Origin of the sequence: Comamonas odontotermitis, assembly GCF_040396735.1 — a bacterium.
Taxonomy (GTDB): Bacteria; Pseudomonadota; Gammaproteobacteria; order Burkholderiales; family Burkholderiaceae_C; genus Comamonas; species Comamonas odontotermitis_C.
Genome location: NZ_JBEBNZ010000001.1, coordinates 358,424 through 377,944 on the forward strand (window position 1 = coordinate 358,424; position 19,521 = coordinate 377,944).

Annotated in this window: 19 protein-coding genes; 11 read left to right on the plus strand and 8 right to left on the minus strand. The window is 62.3% G+C overall.

All coding sequences use genetic code 11. The features are described from left to right. The first annotated feature begins 18 nt into the window (after positions 1-18). Together metF and ACH2DG_RS01615 are read left to right on the plus strand one after the other, a co-directional pair. Positions 19-846, plus strand: a complete 828-nt coding sequence (metF, locus tag ACH2DG_RS01610; protein ID WP_395023971.1) for a methylenetetrahydrofolate reductase [NAD(P)H] — start codon at positions 19-21, stop codon at positions 844-846. Between the two features lie 61 nt (positions 847-907). Further along, entirely contained in the window at positions 908-1,840 is a 933-nt protein-coding gene (locus ACH2DG_RS01615) for a septal ring lytic transglycosylase RlpA family protein (RefSeq protein ID WP_395023972.1), read from the plus strand. Between the two features lie 56 nt (positions 1,841-1,896). Here ACH2DG_RS01615 and ACH2DG_RS01620 read toward each other — a convergent pair whose 3' ends face one another. After that, positions 1,897-2,784, minus strand: a complete 888-nt coding sequence (locus tag ACH2DG_RS01620; RefSeq protein ID WP_395023973.1) for a 23S rRNA (adenine(2030)-N(6))-methyltransferase RlmJ — start codon at positions 2,782-2,784, stop codon at positions 1,897-1,899. A 310-nt stretch (positions 2,785-3,094) separates the two neighbouring features. Here ACH2DG_RS01620 and rplM point away from each other — a divergent pair, with 310 nt between their 5' ends. The 4 genes from rplM to mdtD all read left to right on the plus strand — a co-directional run bounded on the left by rplM (position 3,095) and on the right by mdtD (position 6,035). Continuing rightward, the gene (rplM, locus tag ACH2DG_RS01625; protein ID WP_184711246.1) at positions 3,095-3,523 is read left to right on the plus strand and encodes a 50S ribosomal protein L13; all 429 of its coding nucleotides are present in this window, start codon (positions 3,095-3,097) and stop codon (positions 3,521-3,523) included. Positions 3,524-3,534: 11 nt separating this feature from the next. After that, the gene (rpsI, locus tag ACH2DG_RS01630; protein ID WP_184711245.1) at positions 3,535-3,927 is read left to right on the plus strand and encodes a 30S ribosomal protein S9; all 393 of its coding nucleotides are present in this window, start codon (positions 3,535-3,537) and stop codon (positions 3,925-3,927) included. Between the two features lie 221 nt (positions 3,928-4,148). Next, positions 4,149-4,514, plus strand: coding sequence for an iron-sulfur cluster insertion protein ErpA (gene erpA / locus ACH2DG_RS01635; protein WP_395023974.1), 366 nt, complete (start codon positions 4,149-4,151; stop codon positions 4,512-4,514). Positions 4,515-4,610: 96 nt separating this feature from the next. Further along, positions 4,611-6,035, plus strand: coding sequence for a multidrug transporter subunit MdtD (mdtD, locus tag ACH2DG_RS01640; RefSeq protein ID WP_395023975.1), 1,425 nt, complete (start codon positions 4,611-4,613; stop codon positions 6,033-6,035). A 101-nt stretch (positions 6,036-6,136) separates the two neighbouring features. Here mdtD and ACH2DG_RS01645 read toward each other — a convergent pair whose 3' ends face one another. Beyond that, positions 6,137-7,270 carry an anhydro-N-acetylmuramic acid kinase gene (locus ACH2DG_RS01645; protein ID WP_395023976.1) on the minus strand — a complete coding sequence of 378 codons (1,134 nt, stop codon included), beginning with the start codon at positions 7,268-7,270 and terminating at the stop codon, positions 6,137-6,139. A gap of 93 nt (positions 7,271-7,363) precedes the next feature. Beyond that, positions 7,364-8,719, minus strand: a complete 1,356-nt coding sequence (locus ACH2DG_RS01650; protein WP_395023977.1) for a peptidoglycan DD-metalloendopeptidase family protein — start codon at positions 8,717-8,719, stop codon at positions 7,364-7,366. A 253-nt stretch (positions 8,720-8,972) separates the two neighbouring features. Here ACH2DG_RS01650 and tyrS point away from each other — a divergent pair, with 253 nt between their 5' ends. From tyrS to ACH2DG_RS01665, 3 genes are all read left to right on the plus strand, one after another. Next, a complete protein-coding gene (tyrS, locus tag ACH2DG_RS01655; RefSeq protein ID WP_395023978.1) occupies positions 8,973-10,205 on the plus strand; it encodes a tyrosine--tRNA ligase in 1,233 nt (410 codons plus the stop codon). A 142-nt stretch (positions 10,206-10,347) separates the two neighbouring features. After that, on the plus strand, positions 10,348-11,739 hold the full coding sequence (locus ACH2DG_RS01660; protein WP_395023979.1) for a hypothetical protein: 1,392 nt from the start codon (positions 10,348-10,350) through the stop codon (positions 11,737-11,739). A gap of 195 nt (positions 11,740-11,934) precedes the next feature. Continuing rightward, positions 11,935-12,387, plus strand: coding sequence for a carboxymuconolactone decarboxylase family protein (locus ACH2DG_RS01665; protein WP_395023980.1), 453 nt, complete (start codon positions 11,935-11,937; stop codon positions 12,385-12,387). Between the two features lie 70 nt (positions 12,388-12,457). Here the strand turns inward: ACH2DG_RS01665 and ACH2DG_RS01670 are convergent, their stop codons facing one another. From ACH2DG_RS01670 to ACH2DG_RS01680, 3 genes are all read right to left on the minus strand, one after another. Beyond that, positions 12,458-13,438 carry a Bug family tripartite tricarboxylate transporter substrate binding protein gene (locus tag ACH2DG_RS01670; protein ID WP_395023981.1) on the minus strand — a complete coding sequence of 327 codons (981 nt, stop codon included), beginning with the start codon at positions 13,436-13,438 and terminating at the stop codon, positions 12,458-12,460. Between the two features lie 119 nt (positions 13,439-13,557). Further along, on the minus strand, positions 13,558-13,713 hold the full coding sequence (locus tag ACH2DG_RS01675) for a hypothetical protein (RefSeq protein ID WP_395023982.1): 156 nt from the start codon (positions 13,711-13,713) through the stop codon (positions 13,558-13,560). After that, the gene (locus ACH2DG_RS01680; RefSeq protein ID WP_395023983.1) at positions 13,710-14,687 is read right to left on the minus strand and encodes a LysR substrate-binding domain-containing protein; all 978 of its coding nucleotides are present in this window, start codon (positions 14,685-14,687) and stop codon (positions 13,710-13,712) included. The genes ACH2DG_RS01675 and ACH2DG_RS01680 overlap by 4 nt, the downstream gene beginning before the upstream one ends. 391 nt (positions 14,688-15,078) lie before the next feature. On the opposite strand from ACH2DG_RS01680, the gene ACH2DG_RS01685 reads away from it, so the two are divergent. Next, complete coding sequence (locus ACH2DG_RS01685) at positions 15,079-15,507, plus strand: DUF2917 domain-containing protein (protein WP_395023984.1); 429 nt, start codon at positions 15,079-15,081, stop codon at positions 15,505-15,507. Between the two features lie 196 nt (positions 15,508-15,703). Beyond that, on the plus strand, positions 15,704-17,134 hold the full coding sequence (glmU, locus tag ACH2DG_RS01690) for a bifunctional UDP-N-acetylglucosamine diphosphorylase/glucosamine-1-phosphate N-acetyltransferase GlmU (protein WP_395023985.1): 1,431 nt from the start codon (positions 15,704-15,706) through the stop codon (positions 17,132-17,134). A gap of 130 nt (positions 17,135-17,264) precedes the next feature. Here glmU and ACH2DG_RS01695 read toward each other — a convergent pair whose 3' ends face one another. Next, positions 17,265-18,368, minus strand: a complete 1,104-nt coding sequence (locus ACH2DG_RS01695; RefSeq protein WP_395023986.1) for a diguanylate cyclase domain-containing protein — start codon at positions 18,366-18,368, stop codon at positions 17,265-17,267. 548 nt (positions 18,369-18,916) lie between these two features. Then, positions 18,917-19,426, minus strand: a complete 510-nt coding sequence (locus ACH2DG_RS01700) for an Lrp/AsnC family transcriptional regulator (RefSeq protein WP_395023987.1) — start codon at positions 19,424-19,426, stop codon at positions 18,917-18,919. Positions 19,427-19,521: the final 95 nt, after the last annotated feature.

Consider the following 19,521-nt stretch of genomic DNA (forward strand, 5'->3'; position numbering starts at 1 on the left):
ACCAAGAGCAGGACGGCCATGACATTCCCCATCAGCTTTGAATTTTTCCCGCCCAAGACGCCCGAGGGTGCGCAGAAGCTGCGCGGCGTGCGCCAGGAGCTGTATGCACGAAAGCCACAGTTTTGCTCCGTCACCTACGGTGCAGGCGGTTCCACGCAGGAAGGCACCTTTGGCGTGGTCAAGGCGATCCTGGAAGAAGGCGTGGATGCCGCGTCGCACTTCTCCTGCGTGGGTGCTACCAAGGCCAGCGTGCGCGAGCAATTGCAGCAACTCAAGGACATGGGTGTAAAGCGCCTGGTGGCATTGCGCGGCGACCTGCCCAGCGGCTATGGCCTGGGCGGCGAGTTTCACTATGCCAGCGATCTGGTGGCATTTATCAGACAGGAATTCGGCAAGGATTTCTACATCGAAGTGGCGGCCTACCCGGAAATGCATCCGCAGTCGCGCAGCCCCGAGGCCGACCTGCAGGCCTTTATCACCAAGGTGAAAGCGGGTGCTGATTCGGCCATCACGCAGTACTTTTTCAATGCCGATGCGTTTTGCAGATTTCAAGAAGATTTACAAAAACGCGGTGTCGACGTTCCGGTCATCCCGGGTATTATGCCGATCACCGGATCGACGCAGCTGATGCGTTTTTCCGATGCCTGTGGCGCAGAAATCCCTCGCTGGATCCGTCTGCGCCTGCAAGGCTTTGGCGATGATGTTGCCAGCATCCGCTCCTTTGGGCTGGATGTGGTGACGCAGATGTGCGAAGAGCTGCGCCGCAGAGGAGCGGTGGGCCTGCACTTCTACACGATGAACCAAAGCGCTGCCACGCTGGCGATCTGCGACCGCCTGGGGCTGTAAGCGCCACTGCCTCGGTCCGCAGCGCAGTGGCTACAAGCGCTGCATGCCGAGGGAGTTGCTGTTGCCGCCATTGTTACCATCCATTCCGCCCGCTTGCCGCCGCCTGCTGGCTGCCATGGGCGCGGCGCTGCTGGTCAATGGCTGCGTGCACGCGCCAGGGGATGGTGATGGCAACACACAAGCTGCAGTCGATACCGCATCTGCTGCAATGCAGCAGGCGGCTGCGGATGCAACTGCTCCGGCATCTTCTGCGTTGGCAAGCCCCACGCCGCCTGCTCTGCCGGATACAACCAAACCTGCCGATACCTCTGCTCCGGGTGTCGATGCCACTGCGGCTTCTCCGGCGCCCGACAGCGCAGGAGACCGCTCTGCCGGCCTTTTTGACGAACGGCGGGGCCTGGGCCTGGCGCTGCCGCCGTCAGGGCAGTTGGGCAGCAGCGACAGCCGTTCGCGGCGCTGGGATGTTCCCGATATTCCCGACACCCTGAAGCAAGACCCCTACCGTTCCAGTGACCAGCAGGGCATGGCCTCCTGGTATGGCGGCCAGTTTCACGGACGCAAAACCGCCAATGGCGAGCGGTTTGACAAGGAAGGTTTCACCGCAGCCCACAAAACCCTGCCGTTTGGCACGCAGATCTGCGTGCGCAGCATGGTCACCGGCAAAACGGTGGTGGTGCGTGTCAACGACCGCGGACCCTACTCGGGCGATCGCATCATCGACCTCAGCCAGGGGGCTGCGCAGGAGTTGGGCATGCTCGGGCTGGGTATCAAGCCGGTGGAACTGTGGACGCTGGACGATGATGCAGAGCGCTGCCCGTCCTTTGTGACAGCCGGGGGCCGCAATGGCGGGCGTCTGGCCGCGCCTGCGCGCCACGCGGGGCAGGGTAAAGCCACCGTAGCGCGAGACAGAAACACGGGCCGTGTGAAGGCAACCGTTCCCGCCCGGGCCAGCAAACCCGTGCCCGCCAAGACGGCGGCGCAGAAGCGCCGCTAAAAACAATAGCGGTCAGCGCTCAGCTGTCGCTGACTGGCGCGGTATTTGACCCAGTATTAGTGGCCGCCACTCTCGAGCGTGTACCCGGCGTTGCTGTCCTGCTGCAGCAACTCTGCCATCTGGGGCAAGGCTTGCTTCAACTGGTCTTGCAGCACATAGGGCGGGTTGATGACGAACATGCCGCTGGCAGGCAGACCGGGCCGCTTTTCTTCACCCTGGCGCATGGCTGCGGTGATCTTGCTGGACTTGACCGTCAGTTCGGCATTCAGCCAGCTCTTGCCTGCCTTGTTGGCCAAGGTCTTGAGACGGCGCGGCAGATCGTGCGCTTCCTGGCGCGGAATGATCGGGTACCAGACTGCGTAGGTTCCCGTGGGAAAGCGCTGCAGGCTGTCCGCCACCATGTCCTGCACGCGGCCATAGTCGCTCTTCAATTCATAGCTGGGGTCGCACAGCACCAGCGCGCGGCGCGACGGTGGCGGCAGAAACTTCTTGACGCCGTCAAAGCTGTCTTCCATCAGCACCTGTACCTGCCGGCCGACTTTGAGCTGGGCGATGTTGCCCGAGAGCGACCGGAAGTCCGTGGGGTGCAGCTCAAACAGCTTGAGCTTGTCGTGCTCGCGCAGCAGACGCTGCGTGATGAATGGCGAGCCCGGGTAGACCTTGACCGTGGTGCTGTGGTTGAACGCGGCCACCATGTCCACATAGTCCTGAAGCAGCGGGCACAGGTTTTCCGCACCCTCCAGGCGAAAGATGCCTTCGTTCGATTCGGCACTGGTGGTGGCGTAGTCGCCATCCAGCCGGTACAGCCCGGCACCGGCATGGGTGTCCAGCACCGCCAGCGCAGCGTCCTTTTGCGTGAGGTATTGCAAGATGGCAATCAGGGTCGTGTGCTTGAGCACATCGGCGTGATTGCCGGCATGGAAGGCGTGGCGGTAACTGAACATAGGGCGCCAATGGTAGCGATCTTGGGGGCTGCAACCGTGCCAAAGGGGCATGTTGATCCCCAAAACCCTTGGTCTGCAACGTGAATGGGTACTTTACGGCCGCAGCCGAAGCTTTTATAATGGAGGGCTTCGCAGCGATTTATGGGTCCCGCGGCGAAGCATGGCCGTCTTGTGCAGACATCTGCGCGAGCCAGTCATATCCCCGCCTAAGAGGCTTCCTGTACCGGCATTCCATAGGGCTGCCGGTATCAAGAAGAAGCACCGACCGCGGAAAAGGGCCTGCCAAACCCTCTATTGAAAGAGAAATCTCATGTCTACATTCAGCGCAAAACCCGCTGAGGTGCAACACGAGTGGTTTGTGATTGACGCCACCGATAAGGTGCTCGGACGTGTCGCCAGCGAAGTGGCACTCCGTCTGCGCGGCAAGCACAAGGCCATTTACACACCTCACGTTGACACCGGTGACTACATCGTCATCATCAACGCCTCCAAGCTCAAGGTCACTGGTACCAAGAACATGGACAAGGTGTACTACCGTCACTCCGGTTTCCCCGGCGGCATCACTGCCACCAACTTCCGCGACCTGCAAGCCAAGTTCCCTGGCCGTGCTCTCGAGAAGGCTGTCAAGGGCATGCTGCCCAAGGGTCCTCTGGGCTACGCCATGATCAAGAAGCTGAAGGTCTACGGTGGTGCTGAGCACCCTCACACCGCTCAACAGCCTAAAGTGCTGGATATCTAAGGAGTCTTGAGATGATTGGTGATTGGAACAATGGCACCGGCCGTCGCAAGTCCAGCGTCGCCCGTGTGTTTCTGAAGAAGGGCTCCGGCAAGATCACTGTGAATGGCAAAGACATTCAGCAGTACTTCGGCCGTGAAACCTCCATCATGATCGCAAAGCAGCCTCTGGTGCTGACCGGCAATGTCGAAGCTTTCGACATTCAGGTCAATGTGCACGGCGGCGGTGAATCCGGCCAGGCCGGTGCTACCCGCCACGGCATCACCCGCGCTCTGATCGACTACGATGCAGCACTGAAGCCACAGCTGAGCCAAGCCGGCTATGTGACCCGTGATGCACGTGAAGTCGAGCGTAAGAAGGTCGGTCTGCGTTCTGCACGCCGCGCAAAGCAGTTCTCCAAGCGTTAATTGCTGGCTACTTGCCTCGAAAAACCGTCCTTCGGGACGGTTTTTTTATGGCCGCCCCATTGCGCGCTGTGGTCTGCATTTCAGCGGCCCGGCCCGGGCGGCGGCCTGCGTGGCCCAATTCCCACACTGCAATTGGCGTCACCCCCTGGCGCTGCAGCGCCAGATGACTGATTGCGGTACCATTCTTTTCAATTACCAAATATTGACTGGAGTCATCTCCCATGAGCGAAGTTGCTGAAACCTCCGTGGCAGAAATGCCCGCCCCCATTGTCTTTACCGACGGTGCAGCGGCCAAGGTGGCCGACCTGATTGCCGAAGAGGGCAACCCTGATCTGAAGCTGCGCGTGTTTGTGCAAGGCGGCGGCTGCTCGGGTTTCCAGTACGGTTTTACCTTTGATGAAATCGCCAACGACGACGACACCACCATGACCAAAAATGGCGTGTCGCTGCTGATCGACGCGATGAGCTACCAGTACCTGCTGGGTGCCGAGATCGACTACAAGGAAGACCTGCAGGGTGCGCAGTTCGTGATCAAGAATCCGAACGCATCTTCCACCTGCGGCTGCGGCTCGAGCTTCTCGGTATAAGCCAGACGCTGCCCATGCAGGAAGGCGCCACAGCACCAACAGCCTTCCCACCACCATCCCCCAAGCCGCTGCCTGCCAGCGGCTTTTGTTTTGCCTATGCCCGCTGAAATCACCCGTGAACCCCTGGCGCCGCACAAGGAACGCCTGCTCTGGCTGGTGGCGATTGCCTTCTTTCTGCAATCGCTGGATGCCACCATCCTGAATACGGCGCTGCCCGCGATGGCGCGCTCGCTCGGGCAAAGCCCCCTGAAGATGCAGTCGGTCATCGTGGCCTATTCGCTCACCACGGCCATGCTGATCCCAGCCTCCGGCTGGGTAGCCGACCGGTTTGGCACCAAGCGGGTGTTCATGTGGGCCATTGGTCTGTTTGTATTGGGGTCGGTGCTGTGCGCGCTCTCGCCGAGCCTGAACTTTCTGATTGCCGCCCGCGTGGTGCAGGGTGTCGGGGGCGCCATGATGCTGCCGGTGGGGCGGCTGGCGGTGCTGCGCAGCCATCCCAAGGGGGATTTCATCCGCGCCATGAGTTTCATCGCCATTCCGGGCCAGGTGGGACCGCTGCTGGGCCCGACGCTGGGCGGCTGGCTGGTGGAGGTGGCAACCTGGAACTGGATCTTCTGGATCAATGTGCCGGTCGGCCTGTTCGGCGTCTGGGCAACAAAGCGCTGGATGCCCGAGAGCGCCCCCGTTTTGCAGCGCCAGTTCGATGGCGTGGGTTACGCGTTGCTGTCATTTGGCATGGTGGCGATTTCGGTGGCGCTGGACGGCATGTCCGGCATGGGGCTGGGCATGGCGCTGGTGGTGGTGCTGATGGTGTTCGGCCTCGCAAGCCTTGCCAGCTACTGGATGCACGCGCTGCGCGTGCCTGAGCCGCTGTTTGCACCAGTGCTATTCCGGGTGCGCTCGCTGCGTGTGGGGCTTCTGGGCAATCTGTTTGCCCGCTTCGGTACGGGCGCCGCGCCGTTTCTGATTCCATTGCTGCTGCAGGTGGGCCTGGGCCTCGCACCGATGAATGCGGGCCTGATGATGCTGGCCACCGTGCTGGGCAGCATGCTGGTCAAGCGCTTTGCGGTGCAGACCGTGCAGCGTTTTGGCTACCGCCGTGTGCTGCAGGTCAACTCCATCATGGTGGCCTTGATGCTGGCGACGTTTGGCTGGACGGTTCCTGGCCAGCCCACCTGGTTGTTGCTGCTGCAGCTATTTGTCTTTGGCGGCTTCAACTCCATGCAGTTCTCGGCGATGAATTCGGTCACGCTGAAAGACCTGGATGGCGAATTTGCCAGCAGCGGCAACAGCCTCCTGTCGATGGTGCAGATGCTGGCCATGGGCATCGGCGTGGCGCTGGCAGGGGCCTTGCTGTCGGGCTACGCAGAGATGTGGCAGACCGACCCGGCCAAGTCATTGCGGGCCATCCATGCCACCTTCATGACGGTGGCGCTGATGACCTTGGCCGCTACCCTGGTGTTCAGCCAGCTGGACAAGGATGAACCGGTCAAGCCTGCCCCCGATGGTGGTGATGCCTGATCGCTTTGGCACATGGTGCGAACCCGGTGATTTATAGCGAAATTGGCAATCAGCGCCAGATGGGTGAGCGCTGATCGCTATGAAAACGGTAGCTGGCGCGCTCAGGCGGGGTAGATGGCCCCCAGCACACGCAGCCCGCGTGCACCGGTTACCGCAGGCAGGTTGCCCGGCAGGCGATGCCAGCACTGGTGTGCCAGCCATGCAAAGGCAGCGGCTTCCACCTGCAGTGGCGGCAGGCCATGGGCAGCCGTGCTGTCCACCTGCATGCCGGGCAGCAGGGCGGCAAGGCGTTGCATCAGATACTGGTTGAGCGCACCGCCACCACACACCGCCAGTTGCTGGTCGGGGGCAGCGCCATGGCGCTGCATGTCCTGCGCAATGGCCTGGGCGGTGAACTCGGCAAGGGTGGCTTGCACATTGGCGGGGGCCGCCCCCGCTGCATGCGTAGCCAGCAGCGGCGCCAGCCACGCGGGGTTGAACAGGTCGCGTCCGGTACTCTTGGGCGGCTGCTGGGCCAGAAAGGGCTCGGCCATCAGGGCTGCCAGCAGGGCGGGAATCACCTGCCCTGACGCGGCCCAGCGTCCGCCGTCGTCGTAGGGCTTGCCGGTGTGCTGGTGGCACCAGTAGTCCATCAGCGCATTACCTGGGCCGCAATCCCAGCCACGGACATCGCTTTCCACATCGTTTTCCGTGCGCAGATCGAGGCGGCTCACATTCGAGATGCCTCCGACATTGAGCACCCAGCGCAGCGCACCCGGTGCGCCAAACACGCCCTGGTGGAAGGCGGGCACCAGCGGCGCTCCCTGGCCGCCCGCAGCCACGTCGCGGCTGCGGAAATCGGCTATCACAGAGATGCCGGTCAATTCGGCCAGCAGCGCCGGGCTGTTGATCTGCAGGGTGTAGCCGGTGCCATCCCACAGGCCTGGCTGGTGGCGCACCGTCTGCCCATGGGCGCCAATGGCGGTTATGTCCGAGGCCTGCAAGCCGCCGCCCTGCAGCAGGGCGTGTACCACATCGGCATAGCAGCGTGCCAGGGCGTTGGCGGCCAGAGCGGCGCGGTGCAGTTCGTTGTCGCCGGCGCTGTTGAGCGCCAGCAATTTGGCGCGCAGTGCTGCGGAAAACGGAGCGCTGGCGAACTGCAGCACCTGCAGCTGTCCCTGCTCGAACTGGGCCAGCACGCCGTCTGCACCATCGAGCGAGGTGCCGGACATCAGGCCGATAAAACGTTCAGTCATGACTGCAGTATTCCCTAGCAAAACCAAAGGCCCCAACGATAGCGCATCGCTGAGGCCTTTGGGCGTTTGGAGAGTCGCGTTACACGCGGCGGATTATTCGCTGGCCAGCGACTCCATCTGCGTATTGAGCGCGAGACGCATGCTCTTGGAGAGTGCATCGAATGCAGGGCGCGACTGCTTGTTGATCGGCTGGTTGGTTTCGCTGTTGGCCACCATGGCGAGCGGATCGACCTGATCACCTGCCACGCGGAACTCGAAATGCAGATGCGGGCCGGTTGCCCAGCCGGTTTGGCCCACAGCACCGATTTCCTCGCCCTGGGTCACTTTCTCGCCTTGCTTGACCTCGATGCGGCTGAGGTGGGCGTACACGGTTTCGTGCTTGTTGCCGTGGTCGATATAGATCACATTGCCATAGCCGTTCTGCACGCCGGCAAAGGTGACCACGCCATCGCCCACGGTGCGCACGGGCGTGCCCTGCGGGGCGGCCAGGTCCGTGCCCTTGTGGGCGCTCCAGGTCTTGTGGATGGGGTGCAGGCGCATGGCAAATGCGCTGGAGACGCGGGTGAACTTGACCGGCGAGCCGATGTAGGTGCGCTGGTTGCTGTCACCTGCGAAATTGTAGTAATCGCCCTTGACCTTGGGCGAGGGCTGGAACCACAGCGCTTCGTGCGTCTTGCCGTTGTTGCGGAACTCGGCGCTCAACAGGCGCCCCGAGCGCAGGATTTCACCGTCGGCTTCCAGGGTTTCGTAGACCAGCGAGAAGCGGTCGCCCGGGCGCAGCGCGCGGCGGAAATCGATCTTGTCGCCAAATACATCGGCCATCTGGTTGGCCACGTTGTCCGGGATGTTGGCTGCATCGGTGGATGCATACAGCGAGCTGCGGATGACGCCACCGGCCAAACGTGTGCCTCGGGAGAGTGGCACGAATTCGGTGATGGTGTCGAACTGCCGACCGTTCTTGCGGATGGTGAAGCGCTGGAAGACCTCGCTGCTCTCACCTGCCCAGCGCACGGTCAGGGCCGTCAGCTCGTGGGTGTTGGTGGTTTCTGCGGTGATCTGGCGGCCTGCCTTGCCAATGATGGCGGCGCGCGCCTTGGCATTGCTGCGGATGAAGGCGGCAGCGGCCGGATCGGCAACGCCCAGGCGGCGCAGGAGCGACTCGGGGGTATCGTTGCCGCGTACCTCATCGGTGCGGTACAAAGAAAAACCTGGCCCATCGACCAGGTCTGCAATGGAGAACTCCGAAGCCAGCGAAGGAACGCTGTATTCCACCGTGTGCACCGGCATGTCCGCCGGGTTGGGGCCCAGCTGGGCCACGGCGAAGGCACCGCCGCCGGCGGTCATCAGCAGAACAGCCAGGGCGGCCGCAATGCGCTTGGGGTGTTGTTGGGCGGTATTGACGAGCTGGCGCGCGATGGCGTGGCCTGCCGTGATGAATCCGTTGTTCAATGTTCAATCCCGATAAACGGTATGCAGTTTTGCCAGGCCACATGCGCTTTGCGACAGCGGGACACAAAATCGACCGCGCTGCTCTGCACGGTCCGTGACAAAAGGGCACAAAAAATGGATGGATGCAGTGTTAACAACTGTGGCTTTCTGCCACTACAGGCGACGTCTGACAGACGCGACTAGAATAAAACGCTGCAAAACAAGGGGCTGAGTATAACGCCCCTTGCTTTTTGGGCAACCTGAGAAACCCCATATGAATCAATCGACTGTTACAACTTATCCCGTGACCGACCGCGTACAGGAGGCTTTGCAGGTCAGCCTGCGTGGGGTGGACGAGCTGCTGCCTCAGGAAGACTGGATCAAGAAGCTGGCCAAATCGGAAGCCACGGGCGTGCCCCTGCGCATCAAGCTCGGCCTCGATCCGACGGCGCCCGACATCCACATCGGCCACACCGTGGTGCTCAACAAGATGCGCCAGCTGCAGAACCTGGGCCACACGGTGATCTTCCTGATCGGCGATTTCACCACCCTGATCGGCGACCCCTCGGGCCGCAACAGCACGCGCCCGCCGCTGACGGCCGAGCAGATCAAGGTGAATGCCGAAACCTACCGCGAGCAGGCCTACAAGGTGCTGGATCCGAGCAAGACCGAACTGCGCTACAACAGTGAATGGAGCGACAAGCTGGGCGCGCGCGGCATGATCGAGCTGTCGGCCAAGTACACCGTGGCCCGCATGATGGAGCGTAACGACTTTCACCAACGCTTTACAGAAGGCAGCTCCATCAGCCTGCACGAATTCCTGTATCCGCTGCTGCAGGGCTACGACTCGGTCGCGCTCAAGAGCGACCTGGAGCTGGGCGGCACCGACCAGAAATTCAACCTGCTGATGGGCCGCCACCTGCAGATGGAATACCAGCAGGAGCCGCAGTGCGTGCTGACCATGCCGCTGCTCGTGGGGCTGGATGGCGTGCACAAGATGTCCAAGTCCAAGAACAACTACATCGGCATCACCGAAGACGCCAACACCATGTTCGCCAAGGTACTGTCGATCTCGGACGACCTGATGTGGGACTGGTTCACCCTGCTGTCCTTCATGAGCCTGCCGGAAATCGCCGCGCTCAAGCTGGAGATCGAAGGCGGCCGCAACCCCAAGGACGCCAAAGTCATGCTGGCCAAGGAAATCACTGCGCGTTTCCACAGCGGCGCGGCAGCCGAAGCGGCCGAGCAGGATTTCATCAACCGCAGCAAGGGCGGCATTCCCGACGAGATTCCGGAAGTCACCCTGAGCGGTGCGCCGCTCGGCATTGGTGCCTTGCTCAAGCAGGCGGGCCTTGCGCCTTCGAGCAGCGAAGCCAATCGCCTGATCGACGGTGGTGGCGTGCGCATCGATGGCTCTGTCGTCAGTGACAAGGCGCTCAAGCTGGATGCCGGCACTTTTGTGGTGCAAGTGGGTAAACGCAAGTTTGCGCGGGTAACGCTGGCGTAAAGCTGGGCCTGCCGGGCTGGCCTTGCAGGGCTGGTTGTTCTATAAAAGAGCCGCTCCTCCAATGGGGGCGGCTCTTTTTCTATCTGAACTCCTATTTTCATAGCTGCTGGTGCGCACCAGCAAAGCCAGGAAGGCCTGATTCATGCAAAAAAACAAACCCCAAGCCTTGTGGGTGCTTGCCTTGGCGCTGGGCATGCCCGCCGCGGTCTGGGCGCGCGCCGGTGCCCAGCCTGCGGCTGCGGCCTGCCCGCCTTCGGTGCCTGCCGACGCGCATTGCTTTACCGCTGCAATGCCTTCCGGCGCGCAGGTGATGGCCATCATTCCAGCGGGCTGGCAGGCCGCGCAGGGCGTCGCGGTGATGCACGCCCACGGTGGCCCCAGCCTGGGCAAGGCCAGCATCAAGCGGGTGGAGGAGGACGCCACCCGCTGGGCAGTGATGCCGGCCACCGGCTACGCCTGGGCGGGCACCAGCTACCGGCGCGGGGGGTACGGCGTGACGATGGCGGCAGACGACATGGAGGATCTGCGCCAGTGGTTTGTGCAACGGTTCGGCCAGCCGCGCCGCACGGTGCTGCACGGCCAAAGCTATGGCGGCGGTGTGGCATCGGTTGCGGCAGAGCGGTACGGCAGCCAGCCGGTGGGCCAATCCGGCGGTCCCGCCTTCGACGGTGTGTTGCTCACCAGCGGCGTGCTGGGTGGCGGCATCGATGCCTACACCATGCGGCTGGATCTGCGCGCGGTCTACCAGTACTACTGCCAAAACCACCCGCTGCCCAGCGAGCCGCAGTACCCGCTGTGGCAGGGGTTGCCCGCTGGCAGCACCATGACGCGCGCCGAGCTGGAGCGCCGCGTGCACGACTGCACGGGCGTTGACAAACCTGCAGCCGAGCGCACGCCTGAGCAGGCCCGGCGCCTGCAGGGCATTCTGGCGGCGGTGCCCGTCACCGAGAAAAGCCTGAACGGCCACCTGAACTGGGCGACCTTTCTCTTCCGCGATCTGACGCAGCACCGCCTGGGCAACCGCAACCCCTTTGACAACACCCGTACCTATTACCAGGGTGTGGATGCACAGGCGCAGCAGCAGCTCAACGCAGGCGTGCTGCGCTACGCCGCCGACCCGCAGGCCGTGGGCCAGTTGCTGGCGGACAGCCGCCCCACGGGCCGCACGCAGCTGCCCACCGTCACCCTGCGTGGCATCCGCGACCAGACGGCCTTTGTGGAGCTGGCCAACAGCTACCATCAGATCCGCGAAGCAGCAGGCACGGCCGGCACGCTGGTGCAGGTCTACACCAGCGAGGGGGGCCACAGCTACCTGAGCGACCCGGAATACCGCGCGGCCATGACGGGCTTGCTGGCCTGGATCGACCAGAGCGACAAGCCCACGCCGCGCAGCGTGGCCGAGCGCTGCACCCAGGAAGCATCTCGCCCCGCTGTAACGCAGGAGGGCAAGGCCAGCAGCAACACGGGCTGCCATATCGAGCCCGACTACCAGCCCCGGCCCATTGGCAGCCGGGTGCCCGGGCCGCGCCTTTGAGGGCCGCGTGGGTACAGTCCGCGCGGTTATGCCGTTTTCAGGCGCTGGCGACCAGTGGGAAAGCGCTTTTTGCTATAAAAAAGATAGTTCTATTTGCGTTCGTGAAGCGGCGCGCATGAAGGCGCGCCGTGGACGCGGATTCTGCCGCGCTGCTATCGTCCACACCTTCTAAGAGCCTGGTTTGAAAGGACATCCATGCAAGACCGCGTCAATCTGGGCAAAGCCCTTCCCGCCATTTACAAAGCCGTTGCAGCCACCGACGAGCTTGCCACCGAGGCCGCCATCGAAGCGGGCTGGAGCGAGGGCTTCACCCATCTGATCAAGATGCGCGCCTCGCAGATCAACGGCTGCGCATTCTGCCTGCGCATGCATTCGCGCGACGCACTGGCCTCAGGCGAAAGCGCTGATCGCCTGGCCGTGCTGCCCGGTTGGCGCGAGACGGGCTACTTCAGCACCAAGGAACAAGCCGGCCTGGCGCTGACCGAGGCCATCACCCAGATTGCAGACGGGCAGTTGCCCGACGAGGTGTACGCTGCAGCTGCCACGCAACTGAGCCCCGCCGAGATCGCCTCCATCGAATGGCTGGCCGTCGTCATCAACATGTGGAACCGCGTGGCCATTTCCAGCCGCTACCCTGTGGCCCCTTGATTCGGGGCGAGAACAAGCGACGGCGCTCTAGTGGTGACCGCTGAATGCTATCGAAAATATAGTGCTCAGATCACTGCAGTTCGATCTTGGCCTGCGCGGCAATGCGCTTCCACAGCGCAATCTCATCAGCCTGAAACCTGCGCATCTGCTCGGGGCCGCCGCTCATGGCAGTGGCGCCCAAGTGGGCGTAGAACTGCTGGGTTTCCGGCAGGCTGGCAATCTGGGTGAACCAGCCGGCCAGCTTGGCGGCAATATCGGGCGGCGTCTTGCTGCTCACCATCGCACCCACCCAGGTATAGGCCTCGATGCCGGGCAGGCCCGCCTCCTTGGCGGTCGGTACCTGCGGCAAGGCGGGCACGCGCGCATCCGATGCCACGGCCAGGCCCTTGAGGCGCCCGGCCTTGATCAGCTCCTGCACCGAGGTGGCTTCGGCAAACGCATAGTCCACGGTATGGCCTGCGACGGCGGTGGCCACTTCGCCCGCGCCCTTGAAAGGCACATGCACGGTCTGCACCTTGGCCACATCGTTGAGCAATTCGCCCATCAGCTGGTAGCCCGCCGAGCCAGCGCCAAAATTGACCTTGCCCGGCGCAGCTTGCGCCTTGGCCACCAGCTCGCGCAGCGTCTTTACCTCGCCATCGCCGGGTGCCACCACCACGGCGGGGGCGCGCATCAGCATGGTGAGCGGCGCAAAATCCTTTTGCGGATCGTAGGGCAGGGCCTTGAACAGCGCGGTGTTGACTGCCAGGGTGGAATTGCTGCCGATGAACACCGTGTAGCCATCAGCAGGGGCCGACAGCGCCTGCTTGACGGCAATGAACCCGTTGCCGCCGGGCCGGTTTTCCACCACCACGGGCTGGCCGGTGACTTCCTGCAGCTTCTTGCTGTAGTAGCGCGCCGAGGTATCGGTGCCGCTGCCCGGCCCGAAGGGCACGATGAATTTGATGGGCTTGCTGGGGAAATCCTGCGCGTGCAGCACGGGGCTCAATGCGGCTGTCAGGCTGAAGGCGCAGAGCGCAAGCGCGCCGCGGCGGGTTAAGAAGGTGTTCAAGGCGGTCTCCTGCTGTCGTTATAGGCTGCGCGCCTGTGCGGCGCAGTCACAACCGACTGTAGGGAGGGCTCCTGGGCCTGTCTATGTGCGATTTAGGTCGGCGTGATACGCAGGGCGTATCAAGAGGATGCGCGGTTCAGAAACCAAAGAACTACCGGCGTCACGAGCAAGCCTGCAATCAGCAAAACCACAGGAATGCCTGCCAGCCACCACAGCATGATTTTGCTTTCACGCCGAAAGTGGTGGTTGATGCCTGGGTCTTTCTTGTCTTTCATCCGATCTCTGGCCGATCCCCGATCGCCGCCCGCGTTGCCGCGGCCTGCAATTGCAGCCAGGCGCAGAAGGCGGTGACCTCGGGGCGCTGCTGGCTGCGCGGGCCGATCAGCAGCCAGTAGGCGAGGGGCGAATCCATGCGGAATTCGGGCAGCACCTCGACCAGGTCGCCACTGGCCAGCGAATCGGCCACGAGCGGCATGCGTGCCAGCGCGAGGCCTTGGCCGGTGAGGGCTGCCTGAGCAATCTGGTGGGCGTAATTGAGGAACAGCCAGCGCTTGGGCTGCAGGTTGGCGCAGCCGTGCAGATCCAGCCAGCGCTCCCAGGTCAGCCAGTCCAGGTGCTGCAGGCGGTGGGCGTCGCCCGCTTCGATGAGGGTGTGGCGGGCCACATCGGCCGGCTGGGTGATGGGCGCTGTGCTTTTGAGCAGCCAGGGGCTCGCGACAACGGCCAGCTGCTCGCCAAACAGGCGCTGCGCGCCGCGCGCTGCGTGCTGGGGCAGGCTGTAGCGCAGGGCCAGATCGACATCGGAGGTTTCCAGGTCCAGCACGTTGTCGGTGGCGTCGATGCGGATGTCGATCTCGGGGTTGTCGCGCTGAAATGCTTCCATGCGCGGAATGAGCCACATCGACGCAAAGCTGGCCCAGGTGGTGATGGCCACGCTTTTGCGGCCGCTGGTCTGGCGGATCAGGCGCACGGAGGCATCGATGCGCTCCAGCGCCGGGGTGACGGCGCGCTGCAGCTGGGCACCGGCACTGGTGAGCTCTACCGCGCGGGTGTGGCGCAGGAAGAGTGCAACACCCACCTCGTCTTCCAGCGCCTGAATCTGCCGGCTGACGGCCGATTGGGTCAGTGCCAGCTCTTCTGCTGCCGCGCGGAAGTTCAGATAACGAGCCACGGCCAGAAAGGCGCGCAGGTGACCGACAGCAATCGGGCGGGTGCGGAGCGGCGATGTCGGCTGGGCGTCGTCGGGCATGGTGGGGGCAGTGTCGGCACAGGGGATTGCACCAGCTGGCAAAAAGCCTGGTGCAGAGGCGATCTGCCATTTTCAGGCTTTATGCGGGCGCGGCACCCGTTTCTGGTTCGCCGCCCATGGATGTACCGACTGCTGTGGCAGGAAGCACACAGGAGTTCGAACGGGTCGGTGGGTAGAAGGCCGTTAGCACTCATTTTTTGATAGCTGACAGTGCTTTACCCTTCTGCATTGGTGTCAGAAATTACCAAATACTAGGGTAAACCATTAATGCATAACCCGCATGGATCCGCATTCTTTAATTCATTGGACGGGCCGCAAGCTACGTAGGAAGATACGTGTCTAGGGTTAACCCGATGTTTCATTCGGCGCTCTACAGCAAGGAGTCCATACCATGGCAATGTCTGCATCTCATGTTCTGTCCGCTGGCACTATTGCGGGTGCTGGCGCTCTGCGTTCCTCCGGCCGTGCTGCTTCGGCAGCGGCAGAGATGCGCAGCCTGTCCATTGGTCAGGCCACTAGCTTTGTGCCCCAGCGCGATGCGGTACTGCGTATCTCGCAAGGCGCTGCCTGGGTCACGCTGGGCCTGGGTTTGAGCAACGAAGCAGGCCAGAAGGCTGGCGACGTCGTGCTGCAGGCGGGTCAGACCCTGCAGCTCAAGGCAGGTCAGTCGGTGGTGCTGGAAGGCAAGGGCGGCGAGCCGCTGGTCTACCACTTCCCCAAGAACCAAGGCGGTCAGCCCAATCTGGATGAGCAGCCCGCCAAGTGGTTCTCCCGCTTCCAGTGGGGCAAGACCGACGGCAGCATGCTCTACAACATCTGAGTTGACTCGCATGATGTACGCCGCGACGGCGTAATCCCCAACACCCTAGCAGCCTGCCTTGTGCAGGCTGTTTTGTTTCAGGGTGTCGCATCGGGTACCCGCCAGCACGGCCTGGGATACTGGCGCGCGATAATTGCGCAGTTTGTCCTTCTGTTCCCATTTGGCAGCGCAATAGCGCTGCCTCCCATTCATTCCCATGACTGCTCCACTCGACATCATCATCATGGCCGCGGGCAAAGGCACGCGCATGAAAAGCCGCCATCCCAAGGTTTTGCAGAAGCTGGCGGGGCGCGCCTTGCTGCAGCATGTGCTGCACACGTCAGGCCAGTTGCAGGCGCGCTCTGCCGTGGTGATTACGGGGCACGGTGCTGCAGAAGTAGAAGCCGCCACTGCAAAAGGGGCGGGCGCCGGAGCTGGTTTTGATCTGAAATTTGTGCGGCAGGAGCCGCAGTTGGGAACGGGCCACGCCGTGCAGCAGGCCGTACCGGCTTTGGCGGGCGATGGCATGGCGGTGGTTCTGTCGGGCGACGTGCCGCTGACGCAGGCCGATACCCTGCAAGACCTGCTGCGCGCCGCTGGCAACGACAAGATGGCCCTGCTCACGGTTGCCATGCCCGACCCGACCGGTTATGGCCGTATTGTGCGCAACGATGCAGGCACCGTGCAGCGCATCGTCGAACAAAAGGACGCGACCGAGGCCGAACGGGCCATTACCGAGATCTACAGCGGCATCATGGCCGTGCCGGTCAAACACCTGAAACCCTGGCTAGCCAGGCTGAACAACAACAATGCACAGGGCGAGTACTACCTGACCGATATCGTCGCCATGGCCGTGGCAGATGGTGTGCCGGTGGTTGGCCACCGCATTGGCGATGTGCTGCAGGTGGCAGGGGTCAACAGCCCCTTGCAACTGGCCGAGCTGGAGCGTGCCCACCAGTTGCGTGCAGCCCGGGCGCTGATGGAGCAGGGCGTGCGGCTGGCCGATCCGGCGCGCTTTGATGTGCGTGACGACGCACGGGGCGTGCCCGCGCAATTGGCCTGCGGACAGGATGTGGACATCGATGCAGGCTGCATCTTTACCGGCAAGGTATCCATTGGAGACGGCGCGCAGATCGGTGCGTACTGCCACATCAGCAACGCCAGCATTGCTGCGGGCGCCGTGATTCACCCCTTTACCCACATCGATGGTGAGAAGCTGGGAGCCAGCGTTGGCGAAGGTGCGCTGATCGGGCCATTCGCGCGTCTGCGCCCGGGCGCGCAACTGGGGCGCGAGGTGCATATCGGCAATTTTGTCGAGGTAAAAAACTCCACGCTGGCCGATGGCGCCAAGGCCAATCACTTGGCCTATCTGGGCGATGCCACGGTGGGCGAGCGCGTCAATTACGGCGCTGGCAGCATCACTGCCAACTACGATGGCGCCAACAAGCACCGCACGGTGATCGAGGCCGATGTACATATCGGCAGCAATTGCGTACTGGTGGCGCCGGTCACCATAGGCGCAGGGGGCACGGTGGGCGGCGGATCTACCATCACCAAGAATACGCCGCCCGGCGCCTTGAGCGTGGCGCGGGGCAAGCAGGTAAGCATTGCCAACTGGGCGCGGCCTGCCAAGAAAACAGGTAATTAAGCTAGCAATTGAGCCGTGGAGGTGCATTCCAGCCCAGCTGGGGGCGGACCATAAACGGGTAAGTGCGCAGGCCAAAGCAAAAAGCCCGCCGTGTTGAACTGGCGGGCTTTTTGGCGTGGGCGCCTGGGTCTCAGGCGCGGGCGGGTGCCGAAGGGGTGGGGTTGCCCGCCAGCTCGGCCAGGTGTTCGGCGGAGATTGGCTCCAGCTCCGGCATGGCGGCAGGCATGCGAGGGGCTCCCTTGGCTTGCTCCAGCGCGCTTTCGGCCTGCTTGATCCATTCTTCTACCGACTGGTGGTACTTGGCCAGACTGGCGATGCCGATGCTGACGTTGATCTGCACATCGGGCCAGTCCCGCAGGCGGCGCGTCTGCACCTGGTTGTGGATGCGGTCGGCAATCTTGTTGGTCACATCCAGGTTCACACCCGACAGCAGTACGCCAAACGAATCGCCACCAAAGCGGCAGGTGGCGTCACCGGGGCGCACGCAGGTGCGCAAGGTGTTGGCCACGGCAATGATGACTTCGTCCCCGGCAGTCTCGCCCTTGCGGCTGTTGATGTCTCGGAAGTTATCCACATCCACCACCAGCATGAAGGCGGGAATGTCTTTTTGCCTTGCATAGTTGAAAAGGCGTGCGGCCAGATCGTTCCAGTAGGCGCGGCCAAAAAAGCCGGTCATCGCATCCACCCGGCGCATCACGGTCAGCATCTGCTCCTTGTGCACCAGCGATTCCTGCAGCCGGCTGGTGATGATGCCCTGCGTGGTCAGGTAAATCGCCAGCCCCAGCAGGCTGCCCAGAACGGCGGCCATGCCCGGGTTGTACCGCATGGCAAAAGAAGTGAGCAGGCCGCAGACCGCCAGGCCCGCGATGGCTCCGGCCACCACGAGCACTGCGTGGCGAGCGCTTTGCAGCACGAAGGTGCTATGCACCAGCACCATCAGCATCACAAGGCTGGCCAGCAGGTTGAAATGGGTCAACGCCATCCAGATGCCGATAATGATGCCGTCTACAAAGGCCAGAATCACATCGTTGCTGTCCGATTGTCCGCTGCGCTGCGACATCCATTGGGCCAATGCCGGCCACAGCAGCGCGGGTGCCACCACGGCCAGCCATGCGGGCCAGCCCGCATCCAGTTGCCACAGGGCGCCTGCTGCAGCCAGCGCGCAGGCAAGCATGAGAACCATGCGGCCCCACTGACCTCGCTGCAAGGTGTTGTCGTTGTTGATGTGTTCCATGCGGACCTCTCTTTCTCAACGAGTGAACTCGTGATGGTTATCTGACCCAAATTTCAAAAACCAGTTACGAATTGATACCCGTATGGTAAGTATGAAGCTTCGCTTGCAAGGCGGCAAGTGTGTTGCGGATGGTTACCGGTGATATCTGACAGGCGGTGGATTCCAACGCCGTAGTGGTCATGCACCGATACGAATACAGGCAGGTGCCTCGCAGCTTGTGGGCTCCATGGGAGGCCCAGGCTATTGGTGCTGGAGGCATCCACGGGTTGCTGCGCTGAACAGACAGAGTTCAAACGAACTGCATTCATAAAAATAATCGGCAGCGCAATCCACGCAGACCTGAGCAGCTATCCATTCAAGAGCATATAGAGGGTCTGGCCTGGTGAGAGGCCAGTCCAGTTCTGCCGCCGAAGTTGCGGTCGTGTCCTGACCTTTGTTTGCATTGCCTGTGGTGCAGGAGCCGCGCAGGCCTGTGTGAACCGGTGATTTGCCAGGCGCATGAAAGGCTCTAAATTCATTCAACAGATCGAAAACATGTGCAACCCTGGTCACTGTACATGGGTGAGATGCGGCCCCTTCTGAATGGGAATGCGTGTTACAAATTTACTGCGTTTGGTCGCGAAATAGGCTTTGACATTGCGCACATTGGCTTGCGATGTAAAAAGCCTCTGTGCCAGCGCCAGATAGGCGGGCATGTCGTGCGCATACACCACCAGCACAAAATCCGGCCCCGGGCTCACGCGCCAGCATTGCTGTACATGGTCGCTTGCCACCACCAGGGCTTCAAATGCATCCAGCGCCTCGGCACCTTGCCGCTCCAGGCTGACTTCCACCAGCGCGGTCAGGCCAAAGCCCTGCAGCCGTGCCAGCGCATCGCTGGAGAGCAGGGCGACCTGCGCCTCGATCAAACCCAGCTCGCGCAAACGTTTGGTGCGGCGCAGGCAGGTGGGCGGCGAGACATGCACTCTTTCTGCCAACGCCTGGTTGCTGATGGCGGCATCCTGCTGCAAGGCGTCCAGCAATTGCAGATCGATGATGTCGAGTTCCAATTCAGTCAAAATTTTGTCCATTTAGAAATAATATTTCAAATCATTGAAATGGGGAAATTTAATTTCATATATAAGAAAAAATAGATTAATAATTTTCTTTAAGC

What these genes read in the sequence shown, in the direction of transcription:
- ACH2DG_RS01665 (WP_395023980.1), top strand. Translation starts at nt 11,935, where the DNA reads ATGCAAGACCGCGTCAATCTGGGCAAAGCCCTTCCCGCCATTTACAAA.
- glmU (WP_395023985.1), top strand. Translation starts at nt 15,704, where the DNA reads ATGACTGCTCCACTCGACATCATCATCATGGCCGCGGGCAAAGGCACG.
- ACH2DG_RS01695 (WP_395023986.1), bottom strand. Translation starts at nt 18,368, where the DNA reads ATGGAACACATCAACAACGACAACACCTTGCAGCGAGGTCAGTGGGGC.
- ACH2DG_RS01680 (WP_395023983.1), bottom strand. Translation starts at nt 14,687, where the DNA reads ATGCCCGACGACGCCCAGCCGACATCGCCGCTCCGCACCCGCCCGATT.
- rplM (WP_184711246.1), top strand. Translation starts at nt 3,095, where the DNA reads ATGTCTACATTCAGCGCAAAACCCGCTGAGGTGCAACACGAGTGGTTT.
- tyrS (WP_395023978.1), top strand. Translation starts at nt 8,973, where the DNA reads ATGAATCAATCGACTGTTACAACTTATCCCGTGACCGACCGCGTACAG.
- mdtD (WP_395023975.1), top strand. Translation starts at nt 4,611, where the DNA reads ATGCCCGCTGAAATCACCCGTGAACCCCTGGCGCCGCACAAGGAACGC.
- rpsI (WP_184711245.1), top strand. Translation starts at nt 3,535, where the DNA reads ATGATTGGTGATTGGAACAATGGCACCGGCCGTCGCAAGTCCAGCGTC.
- ACH2DG_RS01675 (WP_395023982.1), bottom strand. Translation starts at nt 13,713, where the DNA reads ATGAAAGACAAGAAAGACCCAGGCATCAACCACCACTTTCGGCGTGAA.
- metF (WP_395023971.1), top strand. Translation starts at nt 19, where the DNA reads ATGACATTCCCCATCAGCTTTGAATTTTTCCCGCCCAAGACGCCCGAG.
- erpA (WP_395023974.1), top strand. Translation starts at nt 4,149, where the DNA reads ATGAGCGAAGTTGCTGAAACCTCCGTGGCAGAAATGCCCGCCCCCATT.
- ACH2DG_RS01620 (WP_395023973.1), bottom strand. Translation starts at nt 2,784, where the DNA reads ATGTTCAGTTACCGCCACGCCTTCCATGCCGGCAATCACGCCGATGTG.
- ACH2DG_RS01660 (WP_395023979.1), top strand. Translation starts at nt 10,348, where the DNA reads ATGCAAAAAAACAAACCCCAAGCCTTGTGGGTGCTTGCCTTGGCGCTG.
- ACH2DG_RS01645 (WP_395023976.1), bottom strand. Translation starts at nt 7,270, where the DNA reads ATGACTGAACGTTTTATCGGCCTGATGTCCGGCACCTCGCTCGATGGT.
- ACH2DG_RS01685 (WP_395023984.1), top strand. Translation starts at nt 15,079, where the DNA reads ATGGCAATGTCTGCATCTCATGTTCTGTCCGCTGGCACTATTGCGGGT.